A 12,718-nucleotide genomic window follows, 5' to 3' on the forward strand; every position below is an offset into this window, starting at 1 on the left:
CCGTCCCGCCCTGAATCGCCGGTTATTTTTGTAAATACGCTGCCAGCTCATCTGCCAGCTTTCTGTCGTTACTCAAACGAGGTACTTTGTTCTGACCTCCCAGTTTTCCAATGGCTTTCATATAATCGATAAAGCCCTGCTTACGTACAGTCCTTATCTTCAGGGGTTGCAAAATATTACCGGTCAGCAGATCATCGTAATAAATATTCTTCTGACGCATGTTTTCATCTACTTTTCTGGAAAATGCCTCCATGTTGGCCGGCATATTCTCAAACTCTACAAACCATTCGTGGTAAGGCAGTTCACCACTGGTTTGCACCATCGGGGCCACCGTAAACTCTGTGATCTGCACATTTTCCTCCGCTGCCGCCTTCATCAGGCTGTGTTCCACTTCTTCTCCTATCACGTGCTCCCCGAACGCAGAAATAAAATGCTTGATACGGCCGGTTACCAGCAAACGATACGGATTAGTGGAAACAAATTTTACCGTGTCTCCGAGGTTATACCCCCATAATCCAGCGTTGTTGTTGATCACCATCGCGTAATTTACACCGGTTTGTACATCTTTGAGCGACAGTCGCGTAGGATGCTCATTAAAAATTTCCTGTGCGGGGATAAACTCATAAAAGATCCCTGAATTGGTGTTCAGCAGCAAACCTTCCCGCTCTTGCGAGTCCTGGAAAGCAAAAAAGCCTTCAGAGGCAGGAAACGTTTCCACTGTGTGAATCGGCGCACCTATAGATGCCATCAGCTTGGAACGGTAAGGCTCAAAATTCACCCCGCCGTATACCATCACGTCAAAATTCTTAAATATTTCCCTGATCTTTTTACCATTGCTGCGCTCCATCAGGCGGTCGAAATACATCTGTACCCATGGCGGTATGCCGCTGATCAGCGTCATATCCTGGTTAATGGTTTCTTCCACAATCTTGTCCAGCTTCGTTTCCCAGTCATCTATACAATTGGTTTCATACGATGGCAGCTGGTTGGTACGCAGGTACCGGGGAATATGATGGTTTACAATACCGCTCAACCGGCCGGTAGGAATGCCTCCCACCCTTTCGAGCTCCGGCGAACCGGATAAAAAAATCATTTTACCATCGGCAAAGGCCGTACTGCCCGTTTCCCCCATATAGTTCAGTAACGCATTACGCGCAGTATCTATATGATTGTTAACAGATTCTTTGGAGATGGGGATATATTTAACGCCACTGGTTGTTCCGGAGGTCTTAGCCAGGTAAATCGGCTGCCCTTTCCACAGTACATTTTGTTTGCCTTCCTTGATTTTTTCAATATAAGGCTTAAACTGCTCATAATCCCGCAAAGGCACAGCCTGTTTAAATTCTTCGTGGGTTTGTACCCCGCTAAACTTGTGATCTGTTCCGAATTCCGTCTTTCTGCCTGTCTTCAAGAGCTCCTGCAGGATATTATCCTGATCTTCTACCGCCCTTAACATTTCCTTCTTTATCTTATTATGTACGATAGAAGCAAATGGTTTGGCCAGCAGTGATTTAAACTTCATGCCTGTTGTTTTATAATTGAGAGACTAAAGCTGAGCATATTTATTTATCTGGAGATTTAATTGCACTGATTTTTAGGGAGTTCCGGAAGAAATATTCCACTCTGGCAATTAAATAAGCAGGTAAATAAATATCCTCATCCTATCTGTTTTTATTCGTGTAAACGACAAAAGTATACAAAATTGCGTTGGTTTGCACAGCAAGATAGCTGTTTTTAAATGATCCCGAAATAGCATAAAAATGTGCATATAGCGGTCAGGCGCCGGAAATCATTATTTGTTAAAATAATTTAAAATTCAAGAAAGTATGTATCTTTGAAAAGATTAAGCTTTAGGCGGTCCTTCATATGTGTTTATACATGGTGATTTAAAAAAGACCGAAAAACTTTGTCTATTAGAAAACAAAAGGTTACTTTTGCGGAAATTATATTTTGGATAATTATGTTTGCAGTTGTAAAAATCGCAGGTCAGCAATTTAAAGTACAAAAAGACCAGGAAATTTTTGTACAGCAGTTACAAGGAAATATTGGAGACAAGGTGGAGTTTTCCGATGTACTGTTAACAGATAATGCTGGTGCGCTGTCCGTAGGCACTGATGTAAAATCAGTAGTAAAAGCAGAGATTCTGGCTCATGTTCAGGGTGACAAAGTCATCGCTTTCAAGATGAAGAGAAGAAAAGGCTTCAGAAAGAAAGTTGGACACCGTACCCACTTTACAAGAATCAAAATCAATGAAATAGCTTAATCCTGTTAAGCTAAACTTATTTATTAGACAAGTTTAAAGTAGTAATACAATGGCACATAAAAAAGGTGAAGGTAGTGTAAAAAACGGCCGTGACTCCCACAGCAAAAGGCTGGGAGTAAAAATCTTCGGTGGTCAGCCAGCTATCTCCGGCAACATTATCGTTCGTCAGAGAGGTACGGTTTATCATCCCGGTCAAAACGTAGGCGTTGGTAAAGATTTTACCATTTTCGCAGTAGCAGACGGTGTAGTGGAATTCAGAAAAGGTCGCGAAAACAAGACTTACGTTTCTGTTAAAGCATTTGATACCACTGCTCAGGCGGAAGCCTAATCAGTGTTAGCCATAAAGTTTTTTTTAATACCCAATTTTTTTACTAACCCAAATTCAAAAAACAATGGCAACAATTAAAAAAGCGGCTGCTAAGAAAGCTGCACCTAAAAAGAAAGCTGCTGCTCCTAAGAAAGCTGCTGCTAAAAAAGCTGCTCCTAAAAAAGCTGCCGCTAAGAAAGCTGCTCCTAAAAAGAAAGCTGCTGCTAAGAAAGCCGCTCCTAAAAAAGCTGCTGCTAAGAAAGCTGCTCCTAAAAAGAAAGCTGCTGCTAAGAAAGCCGCTCCTAAAAAAGCTGCTGCTAAGAAAGCTGCTCCTAAAAAGAAAGCTGCTGCTAAGAAAGCCGCTCCTAAAAAAGCTGCTGCTAAGAAAGCTGCTCCTAAAAAGAAAGCTGCTGCTAAGAAAGCCGCTCCTGCTAAGAAAGCTGTTGCAAAGAAGAAAGCTGCTCCTAAAAAAGCACCTGCTGCTGCACCAACAGTTCCTCCAGCTCCGGCTAACTAAGATCGGAATTACAAAATGTAGTTATAAGGATCCTGGCATCTATGCCGGGATCTTTTTTTATGCCCATTCCCCAACATATTCCCCCTCCACAATTTCCGCGTAACTCCGTATTTTTACGGCATGGATAATTATTCAATCTCAGATAACTTCTCCCTCCTGTCCAAACTGATGGACATCCACGGAGAAAACAGTTTCAAAGCCAAATCCTTCGCCAGCGCAGCATTCACCATAGAAAAGCTGCCCAGTCCACTGAAAGATACCCCCCGCGATGAAATATTCCGGATAAAAGGCATCGGAGAATCCACCGGGAAAAATATCCTCGAAATGCTGGATACCCAACAATGCTCCCTCCTGAACCACTACATAGAAATTACCCCCGCCGGCATCCTCGAAATCATGAAGATCAAAGGCCTGGGACCTAAAAAAATCGCCACCATCTGGAAAGAGCTGGAAATAGAATCCATGGGCGAACTCCTCTATGCCTGCAACGAAAACCGCCTCATGCTCCTCAAAGGCTTCGGCGCTAAAACACAGGAAAGCGTTCGCCAGAACATCGAATTCTATCTCTCTAACCGCCACCGCTTCCTCTTCGCGGAAGTGGCTACCGCCGGGCACGAACTGGAAAAACAACTGCAGCAGCTCCTGGCCCCCGCCGCGGTTTCGCTCACCGGCGCGTTTCGCCGCAACAGCATCATCATCGATGAAATAGAACTACTCATCGCCGCCCCGGTGGAGATAGTACAACAGCAACTCGCCGCCCTCCCCGGTTTTTCACTCACCGCCGCCAATGCCGGTAACCTGGTATGGCAGCTGAACGAAAAACTCAAAGTAATAACACATAGCTGTACTGCTGATAACTTCGCGGCTACCTTATTTACTACCACCGGCTCACCCGCGTTTATCGATAAATTCAACGCCGCAGGCGGCGCCGCATTCCTTCACAACGCCGCCTCGGAAGAAGCTATCTTCAGCGCTGCAGGAATGGACTATATACCCCCTTTCCTACGGGAAGGCATCAACGAATTAACGCTGGCCCGCAACCGTCAACTGCCGGAACCCATCGTCGCCGCAGATATCAAAGGTATTATCCACTCCCACAGCAACTGGAGCGACGGCGAATCCTCCCTGGAAGAAATGGCCATCGCCGCTAAAACACAAGGCTTCGAATACCTCGTGATCAGCGATCACTCCCGCTCCGCTTTCTATGCCAACGGCCTGCATATAGAAAGGATCTTAGCACAACACGCAGAGATTGATGAACTGAATAAAAAACTGGCGCCATTCCGCATTTTTAAAAGCATAGAGTCCGATATCCTCAACGATGGATCATTGGATTACCCGGATGAAATCCTGGCAAAATTCGACCTCGTAATTGCATCTGTGCATTCCAATCTCAAAATGACAGAAGACAAAGCAATGGCCCGCTTGCTGAAAGCCATCGAAAACCCATACACTACTATCCTCGGGCATATGACCGGCCGCCTGCTCCTGAGCCGCAACGGCTACCCCGTAGATCATAAAGCCATCATAGATGCATGCGCCGCCAATAACGTGGTAGTAGAACTCAACGCGCACCCACGCCGGCTGGATATCGACTGGACCTGGCTGCATTATGCACTGGAAAAAAAAGTGCTCATCTCCATAGATCCCGATGCCCACAGCATCCAGGGCTTCCAGGATATCAGGTACGGCACCCTCGCCGCACAAAAAGGAGGCATTACAAAAACAAACAATCTTAGCAGTTACACTGTTGACATGCTGAATAATTACCTGCTGCAACGCAAGCAACAAAAAAATATCCTCCCATGATGCTATTGGCATTGGCGGTGGCGCCGGGTTTTGCTATCTGTCTTTTCATTTACCTGGTGGACAAATACGACCGGGAACCTACCAGCCTCCTGGTAAAAAGTTTCCTGCTCGGCATGCTCTGCGTAGCACTGCCGCTGGCAGTGCAGGGTCTCGCTGTGGAACTGGGCCTCCGCGAAAATAATGGTACCCTCCTGGGAACCGCCGCATTCGCATACGGCGTAGTAGGCCTCTCGGAAGAACTGGCCAAATTCCTCGTACTGCTGCTGTTCGCCTACCCCAAAAAAGCATTCAACGAACCCCTGGATGGTATTGTATACGCAGTAATGATCGGGATGGGCTTCGCTACGCTGGAGAATATTGCGTATGTAAGCAGGTTCGGCGTAGGCACCGGGATCGCCCGCATGTTCCTCTCCGTACCCGCCCACGGTGCCTTTGCAGTACTAATGGGGTATTATGCCGGCATGGCTAAATTTGTACCGCAGAAAAGCAGTTCGCTGCTATTCCAGGCACTCCTGGTTGCCATTTTCTTTCACGGAACATTCGATTTTTTCCTTTTTCTCGGTAATAACATCTTCCTCATGGGAGCCTCCGTGATCACCCTTATCTTTGCGGTACGCCTATCCATCAAGGCTATACGAAAGGATAGCGCCCTCTCCAAGAAACTGTCTGAGGAACACTTTTTTGAAGAAGAGAACACCTGATACCACCTTTTTGGCAGTCAGCTTTTTAGTTACCTTTGTCAGGGGCCTAAAAGCCGACTGCTATGAGATTCATTTACATTTACGATCCGCTCTGCGGCTGGTGCTATGGCTTTACCCCCGTGGTACAGCAACTGCAGGAACGCAGCAGCGGGAATATGGAATTCAATATCCTCTCCGGCGGAATGATCACCGGCGATAACCGCCATCCCTTCTCTTCCATGAAGGCCTACATTCAGCGGGAACATACCAACGTGGAAAACGCCACCGGCGTGAAATTCGGCGCTGCCTTCCTGGAGAAATTACTTCCGTCGGAAGAAATTATGGACTCCGAAAAACCCAGTGTCGCCCTAACGGTATTTAAACAATACCAGCCGGAAAATGCCATCACCTTTGCACATGATATGCAGGTAGCGCTCAACTATAATGGCCAGAGCCTTAACAACGACAGCACCTACCGCTCGCTGATAAAAAAATTCAGCCTGCCGGAAGATGAATTCATCAACCGCCTGCATGATGAAAATTACCGCTACGAAACCCAACAGGAATTCCAGTTGATCCAGAACTGGGGCATCACCGGGTTCCCCGCGGCCATCCTCGATACCGGCAAACAACTTTATCTCTGCGCACGGGGATACACTCCCCTGGACAAACTGGAAGAAACCATACAAAATATATTGAGAGAAAATAACAGCTTATAACTTTATGTACCACGTCAAAACAGCTACCGTAAACGATATTCCTGTTATACAGGAACTAACAGAAAAGATATGGAGACCTACCTATCAGTCTATTCTGACCCCGGAACAAATAGAATACATGATAGACATGATGTACAGCACCTCCTCCCTGAACAAACAGATCACGGAGCTGCAGCACCAGTTTCTCATTTTGCAGGATGATAACAGCCCCATCGGGTTTGCTGCCTACAGCACCACCGATACCCCCGGCATCTTTAAACTGCATAAGATCTATCTCGATGGAAACTACCAGGGAAAAGGAATCGGCAAATTCCTACTGGAACACGTGGCCGGACAGGTAAAAAGCCGTGGCGCAAATACCCTCGAACTCGACGTAAACCGCTTCAATAAAGCAAAACAGTTTTACGAAAAACAGGGATTCAGCGTGTATAAAGAAAAGCAAACCGATATCGGCAACGGGTACATCATGGACGATTATGTGATGCGTAAACCACTATAAAAAAAGCCCGGTAAGGAGATACCAGGCTATTCCCAAGTTAACCATTAAAAGACACAACTCTTTTTTAAAAAAAATAATGTTAATCTAAGGTTATGTACGATAACGCCCGGTAAGCGGATTTATCCATAGATTAAAAAAGCAGTATCTTTTATATTCTAATATAAAAGATGCTGCTTTTAAGTTTAATATCTTTCTAAAAAAATTCCCGCATAGCTGACTATGCGGGAATGCAGGTGTGCCTGAAGCGCGTATATCGGTTATTGATCCAAGCCGTTATTATTTGGCTGTGAGCACGGTGCCTTCATCGTTATCATCATCATGGATAACAGCAACCGCCTTATTCAGTTTCAGCTCAGGCGAAATTTTCAATACCCCTGCATTGGCAGCAGCAGTAGCATCACGCAGTTTCACAGATACCAGTGCATCTATTTCTTTCACACGGTCGTTTACCAGCGCTACCTGTATATCGGTTTCGCTGAAAGCGCAATCACCGGTAATCTTAACCATGTCGCCGTTCATGATCACATAATCCTTACCGTAAGCCGCCGTACTGGATGAATCCACACCAAAGAAGATGTTGATGTCACTACCGGTGCAATTCGTTTGCACGGTTTGATCCGCAGCTTTCACCAGGATACATTTAAACATGCTCACAGGCGCCGTAGCAGATTCATTGGCATCTGTCAGTTTCACCAGGGTAATGTAAGCCGCCTGGTCCTGTATATACTGGGAAGCTGAAATGGAAGTTACATCGCCGTTATAACCTACCACCGCCTCATTCTCCGCTTTAATTTCGCTTAACACCAACACAACGGTCTCCGCCAGCTCAAAGCGGTTGTCGTCTTTTATCTTTACATTCAAACTCGCAGTAGTAGCGCCGCTGTCGATTACAAAAGGCGCTTTGATGCTGCTTACAAAGTCGGCGCCCGGCAGCGCAGTGCCGTTACCAAACTTGTAAGTCAACCTCACTGGTTTGGAGGTGGCATTGATCAACGGGGTATTATCCCGCTTGAACAAACCGGCAGAAAACACCACATCGGTAGCTGGCTCGGCGCCATTGTTACCACCAATGAATTTCACCATAGCCGGCTGATCCAGGATCGTTACCTCTCCTTTTGACTTGGTAAGATATAACTCCGACGCATCCAGCACTTCTACATGGAAAGCTTCTTTACCTTCCAGCAGGTTATCACTCTTTACAGGGATCTGGATAGATTTGGAGATAATAGCTCCGGCAGCAAACTCAGAAGGCACAAAGGAAATAGTTCCTTCGGTAACATCAAAGTCGGTTGAACCGGCGCCGCCTTTATGCGGAATCGTTTTATAATGAACGTTAACGGGTGTACGAACACCATTGCTTCTTAAAAACCCGGATAAGGTAATGGTGAGCGTAGCGTTGGATAAACCATTCAATGGCTCGGAAACAGCTATATCGTTGATAGATACGCCATGACTGATCTTAATGATACGGTTGCCATCTTCATCACCACCGCCTGCTGCCAGGATTTCGCCGGAAGGGCTCATCAGCAGCGAAGCCAGCGTGGTTTTTGCATCATACTTGCCCAGCTGCTTGTCGAACATCATTTCACCATCAGGACTCAGCTTAATCATGCGATAGCCTTCTTTTGCCACCACGCAGATTTCATCGTCTTCGGTGAGTAACAGATGCTGGAATACAGAACCCAGGTTTTTATCAATGGAAACAGTACCGTCCGGGAGCAGCTTCACAATCTTACCCGTGTTGTTGCTCACATTGCCACCTGCCGCCACTACTTTGCCGTTTTTGCCTACTTCCAGTGCGTATAAAGCAGCATCTGTTTCTTTGTTGAATAACTCCGTGCCATCAGGACGCAACTTAACAATGCGGCCATGATCTTTTTCTTCCGCACAGGCGAAGATCTGGCCCAGGTCGTTCACTTTGATGGCATTGAACTTGCCATCCGCGGTACTGTACTCTTTATCAAATACTACCTGGCCCTCCGCATTTACTTTCGCAATGCGGCTGGCATTGCCGGTACCATAAGCGCCACCGCCCATCGCCAGCACAGCGCCATCTTCCAGCAGCAACATCTTTTCAAATGTAGCGCCGGGTTTACCAAAAGAAAGCTCAAATTGTTTTTCTCCCTTTCCATCCACCTTTACCATGTATGCCTTTCCCTGTCCATCACCCACGTCGCCACCTACAGCAACAATGTTGTCATCTTCATCTATCAGTACATTGGTAAAAACATTGTGCGCACCAAAACCTTTGTCGAATTCTACTTTGCCATCGGGCGACATCTTGGTGATGCGGGCCTGCGCAGGCTTACTACCATCCACGCCAACGGTAATATAGTTGCCATGACGATCCGTAATGATCCGGGTAAAATAACCACCCTGACCGTTACCGATGCTCTTGTCAAATACTACTTCACCGGTAGCAGATAATTTGGTAATACGGGCATTGCCATATGCAATGGTACCACCGCCTACTGCCACCAGTTCATTCTTCGGCAGTAAAAGCAGGTCCTGGTAGGCTACCAACCCGCCTTTATTCAGTTTGGCATTGTAAATAAGAGTGCCCGTTGCAGATAACTTGGTGATACAACCGTTATCTGTTCCGCCCCCGATGGCAACAATAGCATTGTTCTCCGCAATAGCCAGTTTCTTATACTGGTTTTTGGGAGCACTGAAGCTCTTGTTAAACACAACAGGCATCTCCTGTGCGAAGGCCTGTGTGCCTACCGCCAGTAATAGCATTAGTGAGGAAAATTTGTTCATTTGTATTAGTTTGATATACGCTAAAAAATAACCGATAAATAGTTTATTGAATCTTAATCTCACATCTTCTGTTGATACCCTGCAGTTGTATAAAGTATTCCCTGTTAGCCTCGAGCCGCTGGCTCCCCGCCATCCATACCGGACGGGTAGATCCGAAATAATTGATCCTGATTTTATCAGGCGCTACTCCCCTGCTCAGCAGGCACTCCTGGATGTATACTGCCCGGTTCTTCGACAGCGACAGGTTATACCGCTCGGTGCCAATAATATCTGTATGCCCGTTCACCAATATGATCCGGTGCGGGTTCGACTTCCATATCCGGAAAATAGAATCCAGCTTACGCCATTCCTGGTCCTGCGGCACAAAAGAATTCAGGTCGTAGTAAATCACACCGGGCACTTTCCACAATGCTTCCAGCACTTTCACAACACTGTCTTTTACCAGCGTATAACCCATACCGTTAGCAATGGCATGAGGACCGCTAACCGACTGCTGCCACGATACCATTTCCGGGCTGCTGTAGGCAGCCTGGCCGGCATAGGCCGGTTGTACTGTAGTGGTGGCCGCAACTACCGGTTGAACATTGCTGTTACCAGGATGATCATTTTGCCAGGGAATAATTTCGGGAGAACTGTCTGCTGCTGTATTGGTGTAATCCACCATGTTGCGCTCCGGACTAACGGCAACGGCTACTACAGGAACAGGTTTTAACACAACGCTATCTATCACCGGCGTTGCCAGAGGGAGATTGTCGTATTGTTTGGTTCCAACTAAAGTCAGCTGTTGACGGGCATCCGTCTGATTCATGGTATAAGGCACCCGGTCGTCTTCTTTTACTGGCTTGCCGGGATAAGGCAGGTCCAGCTGTTTCAAAGGATTTTTCTTCAGGTTTAACACATAGATATGATCGTTATCATGCGCGCCTGAACGGTCTGATGTAAAATATAATAACAGTTTGCTTTCATCCAGTACGGGATTCAGATCATCAAACTGCGTATTCACAGGATACGGCAAATGTACAGTTCCTTCTTCCGGTTTTTTAATATTTATCATAAAGATGTCCAGTCCACCAAACCCACGAAGGCCATTGGAAGAAAAGAACAACTTATCACCTACCACAAAAGGATACAGTTCATTTCCATTGGTATTTACCTGCGGACCCAGGTTCACCGGCGCTTTCCACCGTTTGGCTTCCTTGTCCCAGTCGGTGTAGTAAAGATCGGTACCACCCTGACCACCAGGCATATCGGATGCAAAGTACAAACGTTTACCATTAGGTGCAACTGATGGATGAAGGAAAGAATATGTTTCCAGGTTTTTCCCCAGCTTCACTGGCAGCGGCTTACTCCACATATCATGATCGGGCTGGTAAACAGCAGATAACAACTGCGTGCCGTTATTGTAATTAATATAGGAATTCTTATCGTTCTTTACATCCGTAAACCGGTTGGAAGTATAGATCACCTTTTGCCCGTTATCAAAGAAAGAAGCAGGTCCTACCTGTAATACTCCGCGCAGGCTATTGTTAAAAGGCTCTACCCCATCTTCAGAAATCTGGTATAATTTGGAATTGGTATAGAAAGATTGCTGCTCGTTTTTCCGGATATCATTGGAAAGAAAAACAATGCTATTGCGGTATAAGGCAAGTCCATACTGGTACCCGGGCAAATTCAGGCGAAGACTGTCCACCCTTATATTCTCCATGGAATCACGGTTAAAGAAACCGTAATAATTCACCAGCGACTCTTTCAGATTGGTAAACCGCGCATTGTTCTTATAGTTATTGGCATACACTGCGCTGATCTCCTGGGCTTTCACTACCCTTCCGGTGCGCTTCAGCAAATCAATGTAATTGGTTACATCCGTTACCAGCACGTCTTTTTCCGGCTTGTACAACAGCTCATCGTATAAACTGATCGTTTTTTCAAACTGCCTGGTTTCAAAGTATACCCGCGCCAGCTGCAATTTAGCCCGGCGTAAAACTTCTTCACTGCCGCCATTATTTATTACTTCATTACACAAAGAGATCGCTCTCTCGTATTCCTGTCTCTTGTAAAGCCGTTCCGCACGCTTTACCTTAGCCATACTTCCCAAGCCACCTATTTGCACTCGGTCTTTTACAAAACTGCAGGAAACAAACAGGGAAACAATGCTCAGAAAAAGTATGAGGGAAGAGAAACTGTATTTTCGCATACCATTCTTGATTTTTAAAATTAGAAATAACGCGGTGCTACCACTTTCCACTTCGACCACGAGAAGCGGTAATTAATCATCACTTCATGCGACACCGTTTGCGCACCTTTCAGATTCGACTGCATAGGCGTATCATACGAATAACCGATCTGCAAGTTCTTCGTTGCCTGCACCTGCACCAAACCCGTCATCGTTTTTTCAGAACGCCACGATGCACCCAGCCAGATCAGGTTCTTCAGAAGGATATTGGCATTCAGATCATACTGAAAACCCGCTCCCTTCACCTGGCGTAACAACACGTTTGGCTTTAACTTCACATCATCATTAATATTGATCAGGTAACCCGTTTGCAGGTAATAGTGCGATTCCACCACTACCTTATTCACGCTGTTGCCAAGGTCAAAACTTTTAAAAGTAGGCGACGACAACCCGATAAAGAACCGGTCTGTAAACAACATGAAACCAAAACCCACATCCGTTTTCCAGTAACTCTGGTTTTGTGCAAACACCGGATCTGTAGTAGTCAGGGAACTATTGTCTTCCCTGAAGTGCGACATGCCCCCCTTCAGTCCCAGGGCCAGGTAAATTTTCTCATTAAGCTTCACCCGTTGGGAAATATTCAGGTTCACCGCTGTTTGCGAATTCACCGTGATCTTTTCATTCATCAGCGACACGCCAAAACTGGTGTTGGTGGCTTTAATAGGAGTATAAAAGGAAGCCGTGGCCGTTTTAGGAGCCCCTTCCACACCTACCCACTGGTTACGGCCTACTGCCGTAAGACTGGAAGATTCATCCATAGAAGGGTAAGCCGGATTGATGATCATGCCATTGAACATATACTGCGAGTACAACGGTTCCTGCTGCGCAGCAACCTGTAAACAACAACACCAGCATAAGATAGTAACCCCTAAAGCTTTCATAAGATGCTTTTTCATAGGTATCAGCTTAAATATTTTTTTGTCAGATGCAT

11 protein-coding genes are annotated in these 12,718 nt (G+C 46.1%); 7 read left to right on the plus strand and 4 right to left on the minus strand.

The annotated features are described in order from the left end of the window. Positions 1 to 22: 22 nt before the first annotated feature. Complete coding sequence (locus QFZ48_RS03980) at positions 23 to 1,522, minus strand: GH3 auxin-responsive promoter family protein (RefSeq protein ID WP_429045555.1); 1,500 nt, start codon at positions 1,520 to 1,522, stop codon at positions 23 to 25. A 384-nt stretch (positions 1,523 to 1,906) separates the two neighbouring features. On the opposite strand from QFZ48_RS03980, the gene rplU reads away from it, so the two are divergent. The 7 genes from rplU to QFZ48_RS04015 all read left to right on the plus strand — a co-directional run bounded on the left by rplU (position 1,907) and on the right by QFZ48_RS04015 (position 6,794). Beyond that, complete coding sequence (rplU, locus tag QFZ48_RS03985) at positions 1,907 to 2,263, plus strand: 50S ribosomal protein L21 (protein WP_235015888.1); 357 nt, start codon at positions 1,907 to 1,909, stop codon at positions 2,261 to 2,263. Between the two features lie 49 nt (positions 2,264 to 2,312). Next, the gene (gene rpmA / locus QFZ48_RS03990; RefSeq protein WP_079468897.1) at positions 2,313 to 2,591 is read left to right on the plus strand and encodes a 50S ribosomal protein L27; all 279 of its coding nucleotides are present in this window, start codon (positions 2,313 to 2,315) and stop codon (positions 2,589 to 2,591) included. A 64-nt stretch (positions 2,592 to 2,655) separates the two neighbouring features. Beyond that, positions 2,656 to 3,087: a hypothetical protein gene (locus QFZ48_RS03995; protein WP_209863763.1), complete on the plus strand. Its 432-nt coding sequence runs from the start codon at positions 2,656 to 2,658 to the stop codon at positions 3,085 to 3,087. 120 nt (positions 3,088 to 3,207) lie between these two features. Further along, positions 3,208 to 4,896 (plus strand): helix-hairpin-helix domain-containing protein, encoded by a 1,689-nt coding sequence (locus tag QFZ48_RS04000; RefSeq protein ID WP_429061240.1) that lies wholly within the window; start codon positions 3,208 to 3,210, stop codon positions 4,894 to 4,896. Then, entirely contained in the window at positions 4,893 to 5,597 is a 705-nt protein-coding gene (locus tag QFZ48_RS04005) for a PrsW family intramembrane metalloprotease (protein WP_370909810.1), read from the plus strand. Before QFZ48_RS04000 ends, QFZ48_RS04005 begins: the two co-directional genes overlap by 4 nt. A gap of 62 nt (positions 5,598 to 5,659) precedes the next feature. Next, positions 5,660 to 6,295: a DsbA family protein gene (locus tag QFZ48_RS04010; RefSeq protein ID WP_429045550.1), complete on the plus strand. Its 636-nt coding sequence runs from the start codon at positions 5,660 to 5,662 to the stop codon at positions 6,293 to 6,295. A gap of 4 nt (positions 6,296 to 6,299) precedes the next feature. Then, the gene (locus QFZ48_RS04015) at positions 6,300 to 6,794 is read left to right on the plus strand and encodes a GNAT family N-acetyltransferase (protein ID WP_429045548.1); all 495 of its coding nucleotides are present in this window, start codon (positions 6,300 to 6,302) and stop codon (positions 6,792 to 6,794) included. Positions 6,795 to 7,070: 276 nt separating this feature from the next. Here the strand turns inward: QFZ48_RS04015 and QFZ48_RS04020 are convergent, their stop codons facing one another. Genes QFZ48_RS04020 through QFZ48_RS04030 form a run of 3 tightly spaced genes read right to left on the minus strand, consistent with a single transcriptional unit; the run spans position 7,071 to position 12,683 of the window. Beyond that, entirely contained in the window at positions 7,071 to 9,554 is a 2,484-nt protein-coding gene (locus QFZ48_RS04020) for a Calx-beta domain-containing protein (RefSeq protein ID WP_370909807.1), read from the minus strand. Positions 9,555 to 9,597: 43 nt separating this feature from the next. Next, positions 9,598 to 11,748, minus strand: a complete 2,151-nt coding sequence (locus tag QFZ48_RS04025; RefSeq protein ID WP_429061242.1) for an OmpA family protein — start codon at positions 11,746 to 11,748, stop codon at positions 9,598 to 9,600. A 20-nt stretch (positions 11,749 to 11,768) separates the two neighbouring features. Continuing rightward, a complete protein-coding gene (locus QFZ48_RS04030; RefSeq protein ID WP_370909805.1) occupies positions 11,769 to 12,683 on the minus strand; it encodes a PorP/SprF family type IX secretion system membrane protein in 915 nt (304 codons plus the stop codon). Between the last annotated feature and the right edge of the window lie 35 nt (positions 12,684 to 12,718).

Source organism: Chitinophaga sp. W2I13, from assembly GCF_050434005.1.
Classification (GTDB): Bacteria; Bacteroidota; Bacteroidia; order Chitinophagales; family Chitinophagaceae; genus Chitinophaga.

Bases quoted from the DNA above. Each gene is read 5' to 3' on its own strand.
- QFZ48_RS04000 (WP_429061240.1), top strand. From the start codon at position 3,208: ATGGATAATTATTCAATCTCAGATAACTTCTCCCTCCTGTCCAAACTG.
- rpmA (WP_079468897.1), top strand. From the start codon at position 2,313: ATGGCACATAAAAAAGGTGAAGGTAGTGTAAAAAACGGCCGTGACTCC.
- QFZ48_RS03995 (WP_209863763.1), top strand. From the start codon at position 2,656: ATGGCAACAATTAAAAAAGCGGCTGCTAAGAAAGCTGCACCTAAAAAG.
- QFZ48_RS04005 (WP_370909810.1), top strand. From the start codon at position 4,893: ATGATGCTATTGGCATTGGCGGTGGCGCCGGGTTTTGCTATCTGTCTT.
- QFZ48_RS04030 (WP_370909805.1), bottom strand. From the start codon at position 12,683: ATGAAAAAGCATCTTATGAAAGCTTTAGGGGTTACTATCTTATGCTGG.
- QFZ48_RS04010 (WP_429045550.1), top strand. From the start codon at position 5,660: ATGAGATTCATTTACATTTACGATCCGCTCTGCGGCTGGTGCTATGGC.
- QFZ48_RS03980 (WP_429045555.1), bottom strand. From the start codon at position 1,522: ATGAAGTTTAAATCACTGCTGGCCAAACCATTTGCTTCTATCGTACAT.
- QFZ48_RS04020 (WP_370909807.1), bottom strand. From the start codon at position 9,554: ATGAACAAATTTTCCTCACTAATGCTATTACTGGCGGTAGGCACACAG.
- QFZ48_RS04015 (WP_429045548.1), top strand. From the start codon at position 6,300: ATGTACCACGTCAAAACAGCTACCGTAAACGATATTCCTGTTATACAG.
- QFZ48_RS04025 (WP_429061242.1), bottom strand. From the start codon at position 11,748: ATGCGAAAATACAGTTTCTCTTCCCTCATACTTTTTCTGAGCATTGTT.